At 68.9% G+C, this 19,324-nt stretch carries 19 protein-coding genes and 1 pseudogene; 5 read left to right on the top strand and 15 right to left on the bottom strand.

Annotated features, from left to right (window positions below):
• Nucleotides 1-50 precede the first annotated feature (50 nt).
• The 4 genes from OG395_RS20865 to OG395_RS20880 all read right to left on the bottom strand — a co-directional run bounded on the left by OG395_RS20865 (nucleotide 51) and on the right by OG395_RS20880 (nucleotide 4,973).
• Nucleotides 51-2,537, bottom strand: a complete 2,487-nt coding sequence (locus OG395_RS20865) for an ATP-binding protein (RefSeq protein ID WP_327244316.1) — start codon at nucleotides 2,535-2,537, stop codon at nucleotides 51-53.
• A 212-nt stretch (nucleotides 2,538-2,749) separates the two neighbouring features.
• Nucleotides 2,750-3,073 (bottom strand): STAS domain-containing protein, encoded by a 324-nt coding sequence (locus tag OG395_RS20870; protein WP_327244317.1) that lies wholly within the window; start codon nucleotides 3,071-3,073, stop codon nucleotides 2,750-2,752.
• 236 nt (nucleotides 3,074-3,309) lie between these two features.
• On the bottom strand, nucleotides 3,310-4,158 hold the full coding sequence (locus tag OG395_RS20875) for a 3-hydroxyacyl-CoA dehydrogenase family protein (RefSeq protein WP_327244318.1): 849 nt from the start codon (nucleotides 4,156-4,158) through the stop codon (nucleotides 3,310-3,312).
• 173 nt (nucleotides 4,159-4,331) lie between these two features.
• A complete protein-coding gene (locus OG395_RS20880) occupies nucleotides 4,332-4,973 on the bottom strand; it encodes a TetR/AcrR family transcriptional regulator (RefSeq protein WP_327244319.1) in 642 nt (213 codons plus the stop codon).
• 80 nt (nucleotides 4,974-5,053) lie between these two features.
• Here OG395_RS20880 and OG395_RS20885 point away from each other — a divergent pair.
• Nucleotides 5,054-5,182, top strand: a pseudogene (locus OG395_RS20885) (ABC transporter ATP-binding protein); the annotation flags it as partial.
• A 247-nt stretch (nucleotides 5,183-5,429) separates the two neighbouring features.
• Nucleotides 5,430-6,002, top strand: coding sequence for a cob(I)yrinic acid a,c-diamide adenosyltransferase (locus OG395_RS20890; protein WP_266981430.1), 573 nt, complete (start codon nucleotides 5,430-5,432; stop codon nucleotides 6,000-6,002).
• Nucleotides 6,003-6,059: 57 nt separating this feature from the next.
• Here OG395_RS20890 and OG395_RS20895 read toward each other — a convergent pair whose 3' ends face one another.
• Complete coding sequence (locus tag OG395_RS20895) at nucleotides 6,060-6,602, bottom strand: hypothetical protein (protein ID WP_327244320.1); 543 nt, start codon at nucleotides 6,600-6,602, stop codon at nucleotides 6,060-6,062.
• Nucleotides 6,603-6,753: 151 nt separating this feature from the next.
• On the opposite strand from OG395_RS20895, the gene OG395_RS20900 reads away from it, so the two are divergent.
• The 3 genes from OG395_RS20900 (at nucleotide 6,754) to OG395_RS20910 (ending at nucleotide 10,641) form a co-directional block, all read left to right on the top strand.
• On the top strand, nucleotides 6,754-7,950 hold the full coding sequence (locus OG395_RS20900) for a sensor histidine kinase (RefSeq protein WP_327249401.1): 1,197 nt from the start codon (nucleotides 6,754-6,756) through the stop codon (nucleotides 7,948-7,950).
• Nucleotides 7,947-8,597: a response regulator transcription factor gene (locus tag OG395_RS20905; RefSeq protein ID WP_327244321.1), complete on the top strand. Its 651-nt coding sequence runs from the start codon at nucleotides 7,947-7,949 to the stop codon at nucleotides 8,595-8,597. Before OG395_RS20900 ends, OG395_RS20905 begins: the two co-directional genes overlap by 4 nt.
• 169 nt (nucleotides 8,598-8,766) lie before the next feature.
• Nucleotides 8,767-10,641, top strand: coding sequence for a glycosyl hydrolase family 18 protein (locus OG395_RS20910; protein WP_442818581.1), 1,875 nt, complete (start codon nucleotides 8,767-8,769; stop codon nucleotides 10,639-10,641).
• 214 nt (nucleotides 10,642-10,855) lie between these two features.
• On the opposite strand, the gene OG395_RS20915 is transcribed toward OG395_RS20910, so the two are convergent.
• From OG395_RS20915 to OG395_RS20960, 10 genes are all read right to left on the bottom strand, one after another.
• Entirely contained in the window at nucleotides 10,856-11,302 is a 447-nt protein-coding gene (locus tag OG395_RS20915) for a DUF2550 domain-containing protein (RefSeq protein ID WP_327244323.1), read from the bottom strand.
• Nucleotides 11,303-11,445: 143 nt separating this feature from the next.
• Nucleotides 11,446-11,820 (bottom strand): F0F1 ATP synthase subunit epsilon, encoded by a 375-nt coding sequence (locus OG395_RS20920; RefSeq protein WP_327244324.1) that lies wholly within the window; start codon nucleotides 11,818-11,820, stop codon nucleotides 11,446-11,448.
• A 110-nt stretch (nucleotides 11,821-11,930) separates the two neighbouring features.
• The gene (gene atpD, locus OG395_RS20925; protein ID WP_327244325.1) at nucleotides 11,931-13,373 is read right to left on the bottom strand and encodes a F0F1 ATP synthase subunit beta; all 1,443 of its coding nucleotides are present in this window, start codon (nucleotides 13,371-13,373) and stop codon (nucleotides 11,931-11,933) included.
• Nucleotides 13,373-14,287 (bottom strand): F0F1 ATP synthase subunit gamma, encoded by a 915-nt coding sequence (locus OG395_RS20930; RefSeq protein ID WP_327244326.1) that lies wholly within the window; start codon nucleotides 14,285-14,287, stop codon nucleotides 13,373-13,375. Before OG395_RS20930 ends, atpD begins: the two co-directional genes overlap by 1 nt.
• A 3-nt stretch (nucleotides 14,288-14,290) precedes the next feature.
• Complete coding sequence (gene atpA / locus OG395_RS20935) at nucleotides 14,291-15,862, bottom strand: F0F1 ATP synthase subunit alpha (protein WP_327244327.1); 1,572 nt, start codon at nucleotides 15,860-15,862, stop codon at nucleotides 14,291-14,293.
• Nucleotides 15,863-15,995: 133 nt separating this feature from the next.
• Nucleotides 15,996-16,811, bottom strand: a complete 816-nt coding sequence (locus OG395_RS20940; protein ID WP_327244328.1) for a F0F1 ATP synthase subunit delta — start codon at nucleotides 16,809-16,811, stop codon at nucleotides 15,996-15,998.
• Nucleotides 16,808-17,353, bottom strand: coding sequence for a F0F1 ATP synthase subunit B (locus OG395_RS20945; RefSeq protein WP_266981449.1), 546 nt, complete (start codon nucleotides 17,351-17,353; stop codon nucleotides 16,808-16,810). Before OG395_RS20945 ends, OG395_RS20940 begins: the two co-directional genes overlap by 4 nt.
• A 38-nt stretch (nucleotides 17,354-17,391) precedes the next feature.
• The gene (atpE, locus tag OG395_RS20950; protein WP_030386954.1) at nucleotides 17,392-17,619 is read right to left on the bottom strand and encodes an ATP synthase F0 subunit C; all 228 of its coding nucleotides are present in this window, start codon (nucleotides 17,617-17,619) and stop codon (nucleotides 17,392-17,394) included.
• Between the two features lie 72 nt (nucleotides 17,620-17,691).
• Complete coding sequence (gene atpB / locus OG395_RS20955; RefSeq protein ID WP_266990472.1) at nucleotides 17,692-18,528, bottom strand: F0F1 ATP synthase subunit A; 837 nt, start codon at nucleotides 18,526-18,528, stop codon at nucleotides 17,692-17,694.
• Between the two features lie 210 nt (nucleotides 18,529-18,738).
• Entirely contained in the window at nucleotides 18,739-19,176 is a 438-nt protein-coding gene (locus OG395_RS20960) for a hypothetical protein (RefSeq protein WP_327244329.1), read from the bottom strand.
• Nucleotides 19,177-19,324: the final 148 nt, after the last annotated feature.

The following is a 19,324-nucleotide window of genomic DNA, read 5'->3' on the forward strand; positions in this document are numbered from 1 at the left end:
GGACCCGCGCTGTGCGGTCCGGGGCCTTCCACGTCTGTGCGGACGTGCGCTCAGGCCACGACCGGTTCCGCGGAGGTGCCGGAGGCGCTCGCCGTCGTGGACGGGCCGCTCGCCGAGTCGGAGGTGCCCGGGGGTGTCGGATCCGTCGGGGTGTCGGTCGGGGTGGGGGTGTCGGTCGGTTCCGTCTCCGTCGGGGTCGGAGTGGCCGACTTGGTCGGCGTCTTCGTGGGTGTCCTGGTCGGCGACTTGGTGGGCGTGCCCGGGGAACTGGGCCTCCCGCTCGTCGGCCGGCCCGAACTCGGGCTGTCGCTCGGCCCGCTCGACTCCGAGGACGGTGCACCGCTGCCGCTCGGGGTGACCTGACTGCCGGACGGTCCCGGCGTCGAGGGCGAGCCGCTCGACGAGGCTCCGCCCGGTGTCGAGTCGTCCGCCGGCTCGTCGGCCGGGAGCCCGTTCTCGCTGTCGTCCTCGCCCGCCGACTGTTCGGTCGAGACGCTTCCGCCGTCCTGGGCGTCGCTGCTGGACGTCATGCCGAGCGTCACCACGGTGCCGAGCACCGCGGCCAGCACGACGCCCGCGCCCGCCGCGACCAGATTGCGCCGGGCTCCGCCCAGCACCGCCTTGCGGCCGTCGAATCCATCGGTGCCGGATGCCGGGACGGCCCGGGATATCAGCGCGGTGTCGTCCTCGGACATCCGCGGCAGCACCATCGGCCCGGCCGCGGGTATCGCGGGTGTGCCGCCGGACGGCGACACGGCCTCGCCGTACCGTGCGGCCGGTATCTCCTCGCCTGCCGGTGTGCGGCCGCCGGGCAACGTGCCGGAGCGGTCCGCGACCAGGGCGAGTGCCCGGCGTCCGGCCACCGCCCCGGGCTTGTCGGCGAGCGCGCCGCGCATGCCGATCGAGGTCTCCAGTTCGGCCCTGGCCCGGTCCGGATTCCCGTTGCAGAGCGCGAGGACGCCCAACTCGTGGTGGAAGTAGGCCTCCTCCGCGACCTCACCGGCGATCCTGGCGGCCTCCTGCCCCAGCCGCAGGATCTTCTCCCAGCCGCTCCAGTGCAGCCCGGCCGCGAAAGCGGGGGCCGCGCTGCGGGCCAGCAGCACGGCGGCGCTGGCCTGTCCGGCCCCGCCACCGGGGACCAGCCGGGTCATGGCCGAGACGATCGCGTCGGCCTCGGCGACGGCACGGGCGGCGGTGACCGAGGGGTGCCCGGCCCACCAGGCGTAGTGCTGGGCGGCGGTGCGGGCCCGGTCGTCCGCGTCCTCGCCGTATCCGGCGGTCTCCAGCTGGGCGACGACTCCGGGGGCCAGCCGGTAGCGGGAACCGGCCGGGGAGAGCAGTCCGCAGCCGGCCAGCTCACCGAGCGCGGCATCGGCGTGGGTGTCCCCCACGAGCGCCGGCAGATGCGCCTGGTGCGGCACTTCGCCGCCGAGTGCGACCGCGAAGTGCAGAGTGTCGCGTGCCGGACCGCTCAGCCGGGAGGCGAGCAGCGCGGCGGGTGCCGCGCCCTCACCGAGGCTGGGCAGCGGTACGTCCTGGCCGTCGGCGTCGGCGCCCTTCGCGAAGACGTCGTCGACGGGCCGGCCCTCGGCGTAGCCCCGCTCGTCGTAGGCGGTCGGGTCGGTGCGCAGCATGTCGCGCTGGCGCAGCAGGGCGCCCGCCTGGACGAAGCGCAGCGGCAGCCCCTCGGACTCGAACCAGAGGTCACCCGCCCAGTTCGCCTCGTCGTCGGTGAGCGGCCGCTCGACGACCTGTTCCAGCAGCGCGACGGAGGCGCTGCGGCCGAGTCCTGCGAGGAAGACCTCTTCGAGGTGCGCGTCGGCGGTGGGCGCCGGGACGTCGGGGGTGGTGGCGATCAGGAAGGCGCACTCGGGCGTCGCGTCGAGCAGCTCGTCCAGCGCGGCCCCGCCGAACTCCAGGTCGTCGAGGACGACGACGGCGCCGATGGACCGGAGCTTTTCGAGAAGCACGGCGCGGTCGGGGCGGAGCAGCGGTGCGTCGTAGACCGCCTCGAAGAGCCCGTACAGCAGGTCCGTGACGGTGCGCTTGAGGCCGGAGAGCCGGACGACTCCGTCCGGTGCGAGGTCCGCGCAGTCGGCGGCGACGGCGCCCAGCAGCGCCGTGCGGCCGGATCCGGTCGGCCCCGTGAGCCGTACCGAGCGGCCGCGCGCCAGCAGACGCACCAGCCGCTCGCGCTCCTCCTGGCGCTCCAGGAGCGGCAGTTGGGGGGCGGGCGGACCCGGTGGTACGGGTGGTGCGGCGGCACGCTCGCGATCGGTGCGCTCGGCGGCGGTGCGGCGGACCGGCACGGGGGGCTGCTCCCCCGGCGGGCAGAGCTCGACCTCGCTGCCGTCGACCGGGTTGACGGTGAGCAGGAAGTCGCCGGAGACGACCTGCACGACACGCGCCTGCTGTGTCGGCTGCTGACCGAAATCACTGGTCAGCGGCGCGCGGGGCTGCGTTCGCCGGCTGTTTTCCTCGCCGAAGCCGTCATTTTCATGGCCGAAATCTTCCGGCCCCCGGTGTATCGGGTCCATCGCCAAAGTCCCCCAGACGCGTCGCGCGGTTGCCCTTCCCGGCCTCGCACGCACCGCTGTCGCTTCTGGTCCGGTGTCCGCCCCAAGGGTTCCGTCATTCGGGGGACGGCCGAACCCTAGACCTTCGCACAGTATCTACAAACCATCGGGGTACCACGCCGCCCAGGACGTCATGGTCTCGTGAGGATTGTGCGTGTTCGGACGGACGTCCTTTACACCCGCGGCAGGGAGTCTGCGGCGATTCCACCCTCGATGGCCAGAATGCGGTGCAGTCGGGTCGCCACCAGCAGGCGCTGCATCTGCGGCGGCACGCCGCGGAGCACCAGCCGCCGGCCGGCCCGCCCGGCCCTCCGGTGTGCGCCCATGATGACGCCCAGTCCGGTGGCGTCCCAGGAGTCCAGCTCGGTCAGGTCGAGCACCAGGTCGCCGGCTCCGTCGTCGAGGGCGGAGTGCAGGACCGTACGGGCGTCCGCCGCGCTCCGGACGTCGAGGCGGCCCCCGACGACCAGCTCGGTGTGGTCGCCCCTGATGTGCATATGCGCTCCCCGGGAATACTCCATGGACGGTCCGTCTGTCTGTTCCTGACCCTGCTCCGTCTCTGCCACAACTGACTGTGCCGGCCACAGGGAAGTTGCCGTCTGTAAGCGAACCGATACCGAATTCACTCCGTGGAGTGACATCGGCCCGCTGAAGGCCCACCGCAGCCGGGAGTCGCCCCCCGGCTCCCGGGCCTGATCGACGGCAGATCAGGCACCCGGGGGCGCAAAAACGGTCAGTAGGTGTAGAAGCCCTGCCCGCTCTTGCGGCCGATGTCACCTGCATCGACCATCCGGCGCATCAGCTCCGGCGCCGCGAACTTCTCGTCCTGCGACTCGGTGTAGATGTTGGACGTGGCGTGCAGCAGGATGTCGACGCCGGTCAGGTCCGCCGTCGCGAGGGGCCCCATGGCGTGGCCGAAGCCCAGCTTGCAGGCGATGTCGATGTCCTCGGCCGAGGCAACACCCGACTCGTACAGCTTGGCGGCCTCGACGACGAGCGCCGAGATCAGCCGGGTGGTGACGAAGCCGGCGACGTCACGGTTGACCACGATGCAGGTCTTGCCGACGGACTCGGCGAACTCACGCGCGGTGGCGAGGGCTTCGTCGCTCGTCTTGTAGCCGCGTACGAGCTCGCAGAGCTGCATCATCGGGACCGGCGAGAAGAAGTGCACACCGACGACGCGCTCCGGGCGCTCCGTGACAGCCGCGATCTTGGTGATCGGGATGGCGGAGGTGTTGGAGGCGAGGACGGCGTCGTCCCGCACGATCTTGTCGAGGGCCCGGAAGATGTCGTGCTTGACCTCGAGCTTCTCGAAGACGGCTTCGACGACGACGTCGGCGTCGGCGACCGCGTCGAGATCGGTGGTCGTGGTGATACGGGCCAGCGCGGCGTCGGCGTCGGCCGCCTCCAGCTTCCCCTTGGAGACGAACTTGTCGTACGAGGCCTTGATGCCGTCGCGACCACGGGTCAGGGCCGCGTCGGTGACATCGCGCAGCACGACGTCCCAGCCCGCCTGGGCGGAGACCTGCGCGATACCGGACCCCATGAGTCCGGCCCCGATGACGGCGAGCTTCCTGGCCACGTTCGCACCCCTTTGTGTTCGGCCCCGACGGCCGTCGTCCGCGATGACGGTCCGGACGGATTCTTAACGGTTGTTCACATGCTCTCCGGCGGAGATTAGTACCCGTGAGGCGCGCTGGGGGGGCGAAGAGATGCGCGTCACGTCTCACATGACGGACATCACACCGGGACGCGTCATTCGGCAGCGCGTCGCGCGTAGTTGAGCACCTTGTCCCCGAGCACGTCCTCCATCTCGTCGAGGAGTACGAGGGCTTCGCGGGACACCTCGGCGGGCTTGCGGCCGGCGACCATCTCGCGCCCGATGTGGCCGAGGAGGGTGGAGTGGACCCAGGAGAGCTGACCGGCCACCAGCAGGGGCTTCGGGTCGCCGGGGCGTGCGCCGGCCTCCTCGCGCAGGGTCGTCTCCAGATGGGCGAGCGCATCCTGCTGGATGTACCAGAGGCGGGCCTTGAGGCTGTCGGCCTCGTGGACGACCCGCATGAAGCGCTCGTACCCCTCGATCAGGCCGACCGTCGACGAGACGCTTTCGACCTGGACACGCAGTTCGCGCAGGACGGCGTCGGCGGCGGACTCGCCCCGGTGGCGGCCGCGCACGTACCGCGAGAGGAGGCCGACGACATCGCTGCCGCGGTCGAGGAACAGGTCCTCCTTGGTCGGGAAGTAGTTGTAGACCGTGTTCACGGAGACCTCGGCGACCTGCGCGATCTCGGCGATGGTGACCGCGTCGAAGCCGCGCTCCAGGAAGAGGGCGGTGGCCACGTCCGAGAGGTGCTGCCTGGTCTGCCGCTTCTTCCGCTCCCTGAGCCCCTCTGCCATACCGCCATCCTAAGCTTTGCTGACGTCACTTAATTTTTGGTGTCATCACAAAGTTTCAGGGGCTCTGTTTTTCTGGTGCCATGCCGGCCCTCACCGCAATCGGGCACGCCCGGGCCTTCACAACCGGACGCGGCCCCGTCGAAGCAGCCCGCTCCATCGGCCTCCGCGTCGAGGGCGGCGAGATCCTCGGCTTCCTCGGGCCCAACGGCTGTTCTTCGGCCCTGTGCTCACCAGGCCGCCGCTCTCGGCGGCCGGCCCGCCCCGGCCGGCGCGACCCCGGCTGGTGCTGCGACCGGAAAGGTTTGCCTGGAAGCGCGGCGTCCGGTGCGGTGCTTCGCAAGGCGGAGGATCGCCCTCGAACCGGACGTACTCGGGCGAGGCGACAACGCAGCGAGGTGCCGTGCCGGGCGTCGCGAGCCGGTGAACCTTTCCGGTCGCAGCACTAGGCTCGGCCGCATGGTCAATCTGACGCGCATCTACACCCGTACCGGCGACCAGGGCACGACCGCCCTCGGCGACATGAGCCGCACCGCCAAGACCGATCTGCGGATCTCGGCGTACGCCGACACCAACGAGGCCAATGCCGTCATCGGTACGGCGATCGCGCTCGGGCAGCTGCCGGAGGAGGTCGTGAAGGTCCTCGTCCGTGTGCAGAACGACCTGTTCGACGTGGGTGCGGATCTGTCGACGCCGGTCGTCGAGGAACCGAAGTACCCCCCGCTGCGGGTCGAGCAGCACTACGTCGACCGGCTGGAGGCGGACTGCGACCACTTCCTGGAGCAGCTGGAGAAGCTGCGGTCCTTCATCCTGCCGGGCGGTACGCCGGGGGCGGCGCTGCTGCACCAGGCGTGCACGGTGGTCCGGCGGGCCGAGCGGTCCACCTGGGCGGCGCTGGAGGTGCACGGCGAGGTGATGAACGCGCTGACCGCGACGTACCTCAACCGCCTCTCCGACCTTCTGTTCATCCTCGCGAGGACGGCGAACAAGGAAGTCGGCGACGTGCTGTGGGTACCGGGCGGGGAGCGGTAGGCCGGGGTTCGTCCCGTCCGGCGTTCGAGGGCAACGCCGGCCGGACGGGACCGGCCCCTACCGCTCCGCCTTCGCCCGCTTCGGGAACACCGTGTAGCTCACGGCGATGATCAGGTTGATCCCGATCACGAAGAGCATCGTCTGCTGCCACGACCGCAGCGACCCCACGTCCCCGTCCCCGCCCACGTACCGGATCGCCCCTTCCAGCAGCGCCAGCGCGGTCACCGCCGCGACCACCCACCGCGTCGCGACCCGCCACTCGTGGACCGCCCTCGGCAACCCGTACTTCGGCGGTCTCACCGGCGGCGGGCCACCTGCGAACCGGTGGGCGACGCGGGCGTCGACCCACGTGATCGTCGAGTGCCCGAGTCCGACGGTGAAGCCGATGTACACCGCGGCCAGTCCGTGCTTCCAGTCCGGCTCGGCGCCGTTCTTCAGGTCGATGGCCGTCACCACCAGCAGCACGACCTCCAACAGCGGCTCGCACAGCAGCAGTGCAGCCCCGAGCCTCGGCTTCTTCGCCAGGTACCGCAGCGCGAGTCCCCCGGCCAGCAGCACCCAGAAGGCGACCTCGCAGAGCACGATCAGCGTGACGATCACGGCACTTCTCCTCCCGTTCCCCTTCATCCTGCTTGCTCCACCTGCGCGCTTCGTCGTCGCCGGTGACGAACCGCGACTGCATCCTTCGATGTAGTCGCGTATCGCCCCGGGTACGGAGGACCGAGGCGCGACGGCCGTGTTGGATGGGGAGGTGCTCCTTCCTGCCCGCCCGCACCGCCACGACGTACTCATCGCGGTCATCGGGCTGTTCAGCGGTGTATCCCTGGCGGCCGTCGGTCTGGCCATGCAGACCGGCCGGCCCTTCGACTCCCTGTGGGCCACCCTGCCGCCGCTCGCGGTGATGTCGTCGCTGGAGCTGCTGCGCAGATCGGCGCCCCAGACGGCGCTGGTCATCGGCACGCTCACACTGGCGGCCGATCAGTTCACACCGGGGAACCTGGCGACCGTGCTGATGTTCACGGACCTCGTGTACGCGGCGGTGGTGTACGGATCCCCGGCCGCCGCCCGGCGTATCCCGGTGACCACGTTCCTCATCACGGTCGCGGTCACGATCGGGTTCCTGGCCTGGTTCCGCAGCCCCGAGGCACTGCTCATCGGCATCGTCTCCGGCCTGGTCTCGTTCGGGCCCGCGATCACCGGGGTCAGCGTACGGAACCACCGGGACGCCGCGGAGACCGCACGGCTGCGCGCCGAACAGACGGCGCTGCTGGCCGAGATGGACCGGGCGCAGGCGGTGACCGCCGAACGTGCCCGGATGGCCCGTGAACTGCACGACATGGTCGCCAACCATCTCTCCGCGATCGCCATCCACTCCACCGCGGCGCTCTCCATCGACGAGCCCTCGACCTCCCGGGACGCGCTCGGCGTCATCCGGCAGAACAGCGTCGAGGGGCTGGCCGAGATGCAACGGCTGATCGGGCTGCTCCGTACCGGGAGCAAGGGGGCCGAACCGAGCGTCGCGCCGACCCTGGCCGCCCTGGACACACTGATCGAGCAGACCCGTACGGTCGCCGCGTCGAGCGGGCTGACCTGCACCCTCGAGGACACGCGCGGCGAGCAGGAGGCGCTGCCGACGCCGGTCGAGCTGGCCGCGTACCGGATCGTCCAGGAGTCCCTGACGAACGCGCTCAAGCATGCAGCGCCCGGCCCGGTGGGGGTGCGGCTCGGGCGGGCCGGACGGCTGCTGACGGTGGAGGTCACAAGCGTGCTCGGGGACCGCCCGGGGCCGCGCGCACCGGGGTCGGGGGCAGGCCTCGTCGGAATGCAGGAGCGGGTCGCGCTGCTGGGCGGCGAGATCGCGGCGGGACCCGTCACCACCGGGGACGGGCCGAAGATCTGGCGGGTGCGGGCCGAACTGCCCGTCGAGGAAAGGACGGTGAAGGGATGACGATCCGGGTACTGGTGGCGGAGGACCAGTCGGCCGTGCGGGCGGGGCTGGTACTGATTCTGCGCAGCGCGCCCGATGTCGACGTGGTCGGGGAGGCACCGGACGGCGAGGCGGCGGTGCGGCTGGCCCGTGAACTGCGCCCGGATCTGGTGCTGATGGACGTGTCGATGCCCCGGCTGGACGGGGTGTCGGCGACGCGGCAGGTGGTGGCGGAGGGGCTGGCCGATGTGCTGGTGCTGACGACGTTCGATCTGGACGAGTACGTCTTCGGCGCTCTGCGTGCGGGCGCTGCGGGCTTTCTGCTGAAGAACACCGAGGCGCGTGAACTGCTCCGAGCGGTACGTACGGTGGCGCGCGGCGAGGGCATGATCGCCCCGGCCGTGACGCGTCGTCTGATCGCGGAGTTCGCCGGGACCGCCCCGGCGCGAGCGGCCGACGCACCCGATCCTGCGGTCCTCGACGCGCTGACGCGACGCGAGCGCGAGGTACTGGGGTGCCTGGGCCAGGGGTTGTCTAACGCCGAGATCGCAGTGCGGCTCTCGATGGCGGAGGCGACGGTGAAGACGCACGTCAGCCGCTTGCTGGGGAAGCTGGATCTGCGCAGCCGGGTCCAGGCCGCGGTGCTGGCACAGGAGTTGGGCATCTGAGGTTGAGAACCGATCTATGGTCCAGACCTCTTGACGGTTGGTCCAGACCTTCCTAATCTCACCGAGCACACTGCGGTGAGCACGCCATGACAAGGCGGGCTCAGGGCGGCGCAGGGTTTGCAGTCCACGGACCACCCCCGTTTGTCCGGACCTCACCCGAGGAGCACCGTTGAGCACCCAAACCCCCCAACACCGAACCAGATTCAGATTCGGTCCGGCCACCACCACCCGCACGAGAGTGATGGCAGGCCTCACCGCGCTGCTTCTCCCCCTCGCCGCGATGGTCGGACTGGCCACCCCCGCCCAGGCGGCCACCTCCGCGACCGCCACGTACCTCAAGAAGTCCGACTGGGGCACCGGCTTCGAGGGCCAGTGGACGGTGAAGAACACCGGCACCACCGCCCTCAGTTCCTGGACGATCGAGTGGGACTTCCCCTCCGGCACGTCGGTCACGTCCGCCTGGGACGCCACCGTCACCAACTCCGGAACCCACTGGACCGCCAAGAACGCCGGCTACAACGGTACGGTCGCCCCCGGCGCCAGCGTCAGCTTCGGCTTCAACGGCGCCGGCCCCGGCGCCCCCAGCGGCTGCAAGCTGAACGGTTCCTCCTGTGACGGCGGCAGCGTCCCGGGCGACAACGCACCCTCCGCGCCCGGCACCCCCACGGCGAGCTCCATCACCGACACCTCGGCGAAGCTGAGCTGGACCGCGGCCACCGACGACAACGGCATCAAGAACTACGACGTGCTGCGCGACGGCGCCGTGGTCGCCACAGTCACCGGTACGACGTACACCAACACCGGTCTCACGGCGGGCACCGACTACTCGTACACCGTCCGGGCCCGTGACACGGCCGACCAGACCGGTCCGGCCAGCGGTGCGGTCAAGGTCCACACCACCGGCGGCGGCAACCCCGACCCGGGCACCGGCGGCAAGGTCAACCTCGGTTACTTCACCGACTGGGGCGTCTACGGCCGGAACTACCACGTCAAGAACCTGGACACGTCCGGTTCCGCCGCGAAGATCACGCACATCAACTACGCCTTCGGCAACGTGACGGGCGGCAAGTGCGCGATCGGCGACGCCTACGCCGACTACGACATGGCGTACACCGCCGACAAGTCCGTCGACGGAGTCGCCGACACCTGGGACCAGCCGCTGCGCGGCAGCTTCAACCAGCTGCGCAAGCTCAAGGCGAAGTACCCGAACATCAAGGTCCTGTGGTCCTTCGGCGGCTGGACCTGGTCCGGCGGCTTCGGCGAGGCGGCGAAGAACCCGGCCGCGTTCGCCCAGTCCTGCTACGACCTGGTGGAGGACCCCCGTTGGGCCGATGTCTTCGACGGCATCGACATCGACTGGGAGTACCCCAACGCCTGCGGTCTGACCTGTGACACCAGCGGCCCTGCCGCGCTGAAGAACATCACCACCGCGCTGCGCTCGAAGTTCGGCGGCAACAACCTGGTGACGGCCGCCATCACCGCCGACGGCTCGAGCGGCGGCAAGATCGACGCCGCCGACTACGCCGGCGCCGCCACGTCCCTGAACTGGTACAACGTGATGACGTACGACTTCTTCGGCGCATGGGCGGACAAGGGTCCGACGGCCCCGCACTCCCCGCTCACCTCGTACAGCGGCATCCCGCAGGCCGGCTTCAACGCGTCCGACGCGATCGCCAAGCTGAAGGCCCAGGGCGTCCCCGCCTCGAAGCTGCTGCTCGGCATCGGCTTCTACGGCCGCGGCTGGACCGGCGTCACCCAGGACGCGCCCGGCGGCACCGCCACCGGTGCGGCCACCGGTACGTACGAGGCGGGCATCGAGGACTACAAGGTCCTCAAGACCAGCTGCCCCGCCACCGGCACGATCGCCGGCACGGCGTACGCGCACTGCGGCACCAACTGGTGGAGCTACGACACCCCGGCCACCATCGCGTCCAAGATGACCTGGGCGAAGAGCCAGGGCCTGGGAGGCGCGTTCTTCTGGGAGTTCAGCGGCGACACCAGCAACGGTGAGCTCGTGAGCGCGATCAACAACGGTCTGAAGTAACCCCCACGGTCCCCTTCGGGATCAGCGCACGACCCCGGAAAGCAGCCGGGGAGACAGGTCCGCCCCCTGTCTCCCCGGTTTTTCGCCGTGCTGTGGTGCTCCCCGTGTCATCAGTGGTGTCCGTGCCGCGGGTGCCGTTGCGGGCCTCAGCCGACGCTCACCCTCCCCCGGACATCGTCCGGGGGGACCGGGCCCCCTTCATGCGAGGCCCTTCTCAGGCAACATTGACTCGCTGGCCGGGCGGAGCCGCCTCCAGCCAGGCGAGGAAACCGGTCAGGGCGTCCTCGCTCATCGCCAGCTCCAGGCGCGTCTCCCGGTGGAGACAGCCGAGCACGACGGCGTCGGAGAGCAGCGCGAGCTCCTCCTCGCCGTCGGGCAGCCGCCGGTCGATCACCTCGATCGCGGAACGCTCAAGGACCCGGCGGGGCCGGGGAGCGTACGAGAAGACGCGGAACCAGTCGATACGGTCGCCGCTGTAGCGCGCAACGCCGTACACCCAGCCCTTGCCCGAGAGATCGGGCTCGGCCGACACGTTCCACCGCACGCTGCAGTCGAAGGTCCCACCGGAGCGCTGGATCAGCCGCCGGCGCAGACCGAAGACGAAGAGCCCCACCGCAACCAGTACGACGACCAGGCCGCACACCCACAAAGCGAGGACCATCTCCACCGACCTCCTCGCATCGTCGAGTAACGGATACCACCCGGACTGCACCTGCAACTGCACCTGCATCGCCTCAGCCGCGACACGGTCTGGAGAGTTCCAGCTCGGGCCGCGGCTGAGGGTAAAGACATTCGGCGGGGTGCCTAACGCACCGCCACCGCGCGGATTCGCACATCGGCGCGACGCTCGGCGGCGCTGTCCGTGTCCGACTTCGCACGCTCCAGCGCACGCTCGGCGCGCTCGACATCGATTTCGTCCGCCAGCTCGGCGATCTCCGCCAGCAGCGAAAGCTTGTCGTCCGCGAACGAGAGGAAACCGCCGTGCACAGCCGCGACAACGGTTGTGCCCTCGCTCGTACGGATCGTCACCGGGCCCGACTCCAGCACACCGAGAAGCGGCTGGTGACCGGGCATGACGCCGATGTCGCCGGACGTGGTACGCGCGACGACCAGGGTGGCCTCGCCGGACCAGACACTGCGGTCCGCGGCGACCAGCTCGACGTGCAGCTCAGCAGCCAAGAGTGGCTCCTCGGGTCACCACCCGGCCGTTGGAGCCGGGTGTTGGGTCAATTCTACGGGGCGTGGTGAGGGGGACGGGACGCACCCGCCCCCCTCGGTGAGCCATGGGCTCAGGAGACGCCGAGCTCCTTGGCGTTGGCCTTGAGGTCCTCGATGCCACCGCACATGAAGAACGCCTGCTCCGGGAAGTGGTCGTACTCACCGTCGCAGATCGCGTTGAACGCGGCGATCGACTCGTCGAGCGGCACGTCCGAACCGTCCACGCCGGTGAACTGCTTGGCGACGTGGGTGTTCTGCGACAGGAAGCGCTCGACACGACGGGCACGGTGGACAACGAGCTTGTCCTCCTCGCCCAGTTCGTCGATACCGAGGATCGCGATGATGTCCTGGAGGTCCTTGTACTTCTGGAGGATCCCCTTGACACGCATGGCGGCCTCGTAGTGGTCCGCCGCGATGTAGCGCGGGTCCAGGATGCGGGACGTCGAGTCCAGCGGGTCGACCGCCGGGTAGATGCCCTTCTCCGAGATCGGACGCGACAGAACGGTCGTCGCGTCCAGGTGGGCGAAGGTGGTCGCCGGCGCCGGGTCGGTCAGGTCGTCCGCGGGGACATAGATCGCCTGCATCGAGGTGATCGAGTGACCGCGGGTCGACGTGATGCGCTCCTGCAGCAGACCCATCTCGTCGGCCAGGTTCGGCTGGTAACCCACTGCGGACGGCATACGGCCGAGCAGCGTGGAGACCTCGGAGCCGGCCTGGGTGTACCGGAAGATGTTGTCGATGAAGAAGAGAACGTCCTGCTTCTGCACATCGCGGAAGTACTCCGCCATGGTCAGACCGGCAAGCGCGACACGGAGACGGGTGCCCGGGGGCTCGTCCATCTGACCGAAGACAAGCGCCGTCTTGTCGATGACGCCCGAGTCGGCCATTTCCTCGATGAGGTCGTTGCCCTCACGGGTGCGCTCGCCGACACCGGCGAACACCGACACACCGTCGTGGTTGTTGGCCACGCGGTAGATCATTTCCTGGATCAGAACGGTCTTGCCGACACCGGCACCACCGAACAGACCGATCTTTCCACCCTTGACGTACGGGGTGAGAAGGTCGATGACCTTGACGCCGGTCTCGAACATCTCGGTCTTCGACTCGAGCTGGTCGAAGTTGGGCGCCTTGCGGTGGATCGGCCAGCGCTCGGTGACCTCGGCCTCGGCCTCGGGCTTGTTCAGGATCTCACCGAGGGTGTTGAACACCTTGCCCTTGGTGATCTCGCCGACCGGCACCGTGATGCCGGTACCCGTGTCGGTCACCGGGGCCTGGCGGACCAGACCGTCGGTGGGCTGCATCGAGATCGCGCGGACGACGCCGTCACCGAGGTGCTGGGCGACCTCGAGCGTCAGCTTCTTGAGCTTGCCGTTCTCGGCCGGGTCGGCCACCTGGACGGTCAGCGCGTTGTAGATCTCCGGCATTGCGTCGACGGGGAACTCCACGTCGACGACCGGGCCGATGACCCGGGCGACGCGGCCCGTGGCAACGGCCGTCTCAACTGTGGTCGTCATTACTTGTCACTCCCCGCGGTCGCGTCGGCCAGCGCACTGGCACCGCCGACGATCTCGCTGATTTCCTGGGTGATTTCGGCCTGGCGGGCCGCGTTGGCAAGCCGGGAGAGGCTCTTGATGAGATCTCCGGCGTTGTCGGTGGCCGACTTCATCGCGCGGCGGCGGGCAGCGTGCTCGGAAGCAGCGGCCTGCAGCAGTGCGTTGTAGATCCGGCTCTCGACGTACCGCGGAAGCAGGGCGTCGAGGACGTCCTCCGCCGACGGCTCGAAGTCGAACAGCGGCAGGAGCTCGCCCTTGCCGTCCTCGTCCTTCGTGATGTCGAGGCTGAGCGGCAGCATCCGGCTCTCCACCGGGTTCTGCGTCATCATCGAGATGAACTCGGTGAAGACGATGTGCAGCTCGTCCACGCCACCCTCGGCGGTCTCCTGGGTGACCGCTTCGATCAGCGGAGCCGCAGCCCGCTTCGCATCCGCGTACGTCGGGCTGTCGGTGAAGCCCGTCCACGAATCCTCGATCTTGCGCTCGCGGAATCCGTAGTAGGCGACACCCTTGCGGCCGATCACGTACGTGACGACCTCCTTGCCCTCACCGCGCAGGCGCTCGGTCAGTCGCTCCGCCGCCTTGATGGCGTTGGAGGAGTAACCGCCGGCCAGACCGCGGTCGCTCGTGATGAGCAGGAGCGCGGCCCGTGCCGGTGCGTCGGCCTCGGTGGTCAGCGGGTGCTTGGTGGTGGAGCCGGTCGCCACCGCGGTCACCGCACGGGTGAGCTCGGTCGCGTACGGCGTCGACGCCGCCACCTGACGCTGCGCCTTGACGATGCGCGAAGCGGCGATCATCTCCATCGCCTTGGTGATCTTCTTCGTGGCGGTGACGGAGCGAATGCGGCGCTTGTAAACGCGAAGCTGAGCGCCCATCGATCAGCCCTCGCCCAGAAGCTTGCCGTCCGAGGTCTCGAACTGCTGCTTGAAGGCGGCCACCGCGTCGGCGACCGACTGCAGCGTGTCGTCGGACATCTTGGCGCCCTCGGCAATGCTGGTCAGGAGATCCTTGCGCTCACGGCGCAGGTACTCCAGCAGCTCGCTCTCGAAGCGACGGATGTCCTCGACCGGGACGTCGTCCATCTTGCCGGTGGTGCCGGCCCAGATGGAGACGACCTGCTCCTCGACCGGGTACGGGGAGTACTGCGGCTGCTTCAGCAGCTCGACCATGCGCTTACCGCGCTCCAGCGACGCCTTCGAGGCCGCGTCCAGGTCGGAACCGAAGGCGGCGAACGCCTCCAGCTCGCGGTACTGGGCGAGGTCGACACGGAGACGGCCGGAGACCTGGCGCATCGCCTTGTGCTGGGCGGAGCCACCGACACGGGAGACCGAGATACCGACGTTCAGGGCCGGACGCTGGCCGGCGTTGAACAGGTCGGACTCCAGGAAGCACTGACCGTCGGTGATGGAGATGACGTTGGTCGGGATGAACGCCGACACGTCGTTCGCCTTGGTCTCGACGATCGGGAGGCCCGTCATCGAACCGGCACCCATCGCGTCGGAGAGCTTCGCGCAGCGCTCCAGCAGACGCGAGTGGAGGTAGAAGACGTCGCCCGGGTAGGCCTCACGGCCCGGCGGACGGCGCAGCAGCAGCGACACGGCGCGGTAGGCGTCGGCCTGCTTCGAGAGGTCGTCGAAGATGATCAGGACGTGCTTGCCCTGGTACATCCAGTGCTGACCGATGGCCGAACCGGTGTACGGCGCAAGGTACTTGAAGCCGGCCGGGTCGGACGCCGGGGCGGCGACGATGGTCGTGTACTCGAGCGCGCCGGCCTCTTCCAGGGCACCGCGCACGGAGGCGATGGTGGAGCCCTTCTGACCGATGGCGACGTAGATGCAGCGCACCTGCTTCTTCACGTCGCCCGAGCGCCAGTTGTCGCGCTGGTTGATGATCGTGTCGACGGCCAGAGCGGTCTTACCGGTCTGACGGTCACCAATGATCAGCTGACGCTGGCCGCGGCCGATCGGCACCATGGCGTCGACGGCCTTGTAGCCGGTCTGCATCGGCTCGTGCACCGACTTACGGACCATGACGCCAGGGGCCTGCAGCTCGAGGGCGCGGCGGCTGTCGGTCGCGATCTCGCCGAGACCGTCGATCGGGTTGCCGAGCGGGTCGACGACGCGACCGAGGTAACCCTCGCCGACGCCGACGGAGAGCACCTCACCGGTGCGCTGCACCGGCTGGCCCTCCTCGATTCCGCTGAACTCGCCGAGAACGATCGCACCGATCTCGCGCTCCTCGAGGTTGAGGGCGAGACCGAGGGTTCCGTCCTCGAACTTCAGCAGCTCGTTCGCCATGGCCGAGGGAAGACCCTCGACCTTCGCGATGCCGTCGCCGGCAACGCTGACCGTACCGACCTCCTCGCGCGAGGCCGCGTCCGGCTTGTACGACTGGACAAAGTTCTCCAGCGCGTCCCGGATCTCCTCCGGCCGGATCGTGAGCTCCGCCATCTGGGTTCCCTGCTCTCCTTGTTGGGCCCGAAGTTTCTTAAGGGGGTCTGGGGGCCGACCCCCAGGAATCTTCTGCAATTTCTGCACGGCCCAACCGGGCCGCTGGTCTTGCTTGTTCTGTTGCTGCGCTGTGTCAGCCGGCCATGCGGCGGGACACCTCGTCGAGGCGCTCCGCGACGCTGCCGTTGATGATCTCGTCACCGACCCGCACCGCGATCCCGCCGAGGACCGTCGGGTCCACGTCGAGGTTCAGGTGCATCGGCCGACCGTAGATCGCCGTCAGTGCGGCGCCGAGGCGCTGCTTCTGCTGATCGCTCAGCGGCACTGCCGACGTGACCACGGCGACCATGCGGTCCCGGCGCTCCGCGGCAAGCTTGGAGAGGGACTCGAGTCCCGCTTCCAGGCTACGTCCGCGGGGCTGGGTCACAAGCCGCACGACGAGGCGCTCGGTGGTGGGCCGTGCCTTGCCGCCGAGCAGGCTGTGCACCAGCTCAGCCTTGGCAGCGGCGGACGCGGACCGGTTGGTGAGCGCGGCGCGCAGCTCCTTGTCGGAGGCGACGATCCGGCCGAACCGGAAGAGCTCGTCCTCGACGTCGTCGAGATCCCCGCTGCGCTGGGCGGCGGTGAGATCTGCGGTGCTCGCCAGTTCCTCGACCGAGTCGACCAGGTCACGCGACTGCGACCAGCGGGAGCGGACCATGCCCGAGATCAGGTCGACGGTCTCGCCGCCCACCTGACCGCGCAGCAGTCGTCCGGCCAGCTCCGCCTTGGCCTCGGCGCCCTGCGACGGGTCGGTCAGGACCCGCCGCAGTGAGACCTCGCGCTGGAGCAGCGCCGTGACGGCGGCCAGCTCCTCGGCGAGCTTCGCCGCGTCCACCGACGTGTTGTCGGTCAGCGCGTCGAGACGCTCACGTGCGGCAGCCAGTGCCTCGCGGCTCGCGCCGTTCATCGGACGGCCTCGGCCTTCGCCTCGAGCTCGTCGAGGAAACGGTCGATGGTGCGGCTCTGCCGGGCGTGGTCCTCGAGGGACTCGCCGACGAGCTTGCCGGCCAGGTCGGTGGCGAGCTTGCCCACGTCCTGACGCAGCGCGGAAGCCGCGGCCTTGCGGTCGGCCTCGATCTGGGCGTGGCCGGCAGCGATGATCTCCTCGCGCTGCCGCTGGCCTTCCGCCCGCATCTCCTGCAGGATCACGGCGCCCTGCTCCTGAGCCTCCTGGCGCAGGCGCGCGGCCTCGTGGCGAGCCTCGGCGAGCTGAGCCTTGTACTGCTCAAGCACGCTCTGGGCCTCGGTCTGGGCCGCATCGGCCTTCTCGATACCGCCTTCGATGGCCTCGCGGCGCTCGTCCAGAACCTTGTTGATGTTCGGGAGAAGCTTCTTGGCGAGGAAGCCGAAGACGATGACGAAGGCGATCAGACCGATGACGAGCTCAGGGATCGGCGGAACGAGCGGATTCTCAGGCTTTTCCGCCGCGAGCTGAACCAGGGGGTTCACATCAGTGCCTTTCGTCGGAACGGACTAGTCGCAGTTCGTCAGCTGTAGACGAACGGCATGACCAGACCGATCAGGGCGAGCGCCTCACAGAAGGCGAAGCCGAGAATCTGGTTGGCGCGGATCAGGCCGGCAGCCTCGGGCTGACGAGCGAGAGCCTGCGTGCCGTTACCGAAGATGATGCCGACGCCGACGCCGGGGCCGATGGCAGCCAGGCCGTATCCGACGGAGCTGAGGGAACCGGTGACGGCGGCAAGGGTCTGGGACATGCCAGTTCTTCCTTCTCTTTCACGGACCGGTGGGGGTTGGCCACCGGACGACTGGGGGGAGGGGAGGCGCGATCAGTGGTGCTCGGCGACAGCGCCCTGAATGAAGCTGCACGCCAGGAGCACGAAGACGTACGCCTGAACAGCCTGGATGAACAGCTCGAAGGCGGTCATCACGATGACCATCACGAACGAGACACCCGCGTAGGCGATACCGATGCCGTTCAGCAGGTACCAGCTGGCGATGGTGAAGAGGAGCAGCAGCGTGTGACCGGCGAACATGTTCGCGAAGAGTCGGACCGCGTGCGTGAAGGGCCGGACCAGGACGTTCGAGAAGAACTCGATGACCATGACCAGCGGCAGCACCGGGCCGAGCGACTTGTCGTAGCCCGTCAGGTTCTTGAAGCCGCCGACGAAACCGTGGCGCTTGAACGTGATGCTCATCCAGAGGACGTAGACGATCGCCGCCAGGCCCGCCGGGTACGCGATGATCGACGTCACCGGGAACTGGGCGAGCGGGATGATCGACCAGAGGTTCATCATCCAGACGAAGAAGAAGATCGACACCATCAGCGGGACGTACTTCTCGCCCTCGCGCTTGCCGAGCGTCTCGTAGACGATGCCGCGGCGGACGAAGTCGTAACCGGCCTCGGCGACCATCTGCAGCTTGCCCGGGACGACCTTCGGCTTGCGGAAGGCGGCCCAGAAGAAGCCGACGATGATGACCGTACCGAGGAGCGCCAGCAGCATCGTCTTGTTGAAGTAGACGTTGCTGTCCGCGTCACCGAAGATCGGCTCGAACAGGAAAGAGTGCAAGCCAGGACCCGGGAAACCACAACCGGAGAAGATGTGGCAATCGGTCTCGAAGGCGAGCACCTGTGTCGGGTCAGCACTCACCGCGGGCTCCTTCAGCGTGGCGCATAGGTACGGCAACCTCGTTGTGTCGGCGCGGCGCGCAGCCGCGGTTCGGCACTGGACTGGTGTTACGGATGTGTGAGCGGCAGTCAGGCATTGAGCCTCGCGATCGAGCAGGCGTCAGCTCACATGCCCGCGCCCGCAGTGCCGCAGTTGGAACCGGACGATAGCAGGGTCTCGAACCTGCACTTATTCCGCCCCTACCCTTCACGCCTTCGGGCCCGTGTTCGTGGGCTTGTCGCCCTGGTCGGACTCGGGCTCGACGTAAAGGATCTTGGCCTTCATATGCGCACGCGCCTGAGCGCCGATCCACACGAGAGTCAGCGCGACCAGAGTGATCGCGAAGGCTTTCGGGTTGAACATCGTCGTGTTCTTGAATGCGGCGACAAAGATGAACAGCAGGAGAAGCTGAGCCGTGTACAGCATCAGCCCCATCGCCTGGAACAGGTGAGGCAGGGACCTGGCGGTCCGTTGCAGAACCACAAGGCCGATCCCCATGAAGAGGACCACCACGATGGTCGCAACGAGCGCCCCGAGGGCTCCCTTGCCACCGGCGACGCCACCGCTGACGGCGACGGCAACGGCGCCGGCGACAGCGGTGGGTACGGCGGCTTGAAGGAGAGTCCGGACGTCGTTGGACGGCATGGCGGCAGCTCCGCTTGCAGGGGGTGGGCAGTGTGTCGTCATGGACGAGCGTAGGCCCGGTCCGAGTCGATGCCTCGGGCCGATGGACCGTCTCACCAGGGTCCTTCGGTTGTGTCACCGGGCTTAGTGAACGGTATCACAAACTATT

Origin of the sequence: Streptomyces sp. NBC_01320 (assembly GCF_035974375.1) — a bacterium.
Classification (GTDB): Bacteria; Actinomycetota; Actinomycetes; order Streptomycetales; family Streptomycetaceae; genus Streptomyces; species Streptomyces yanii.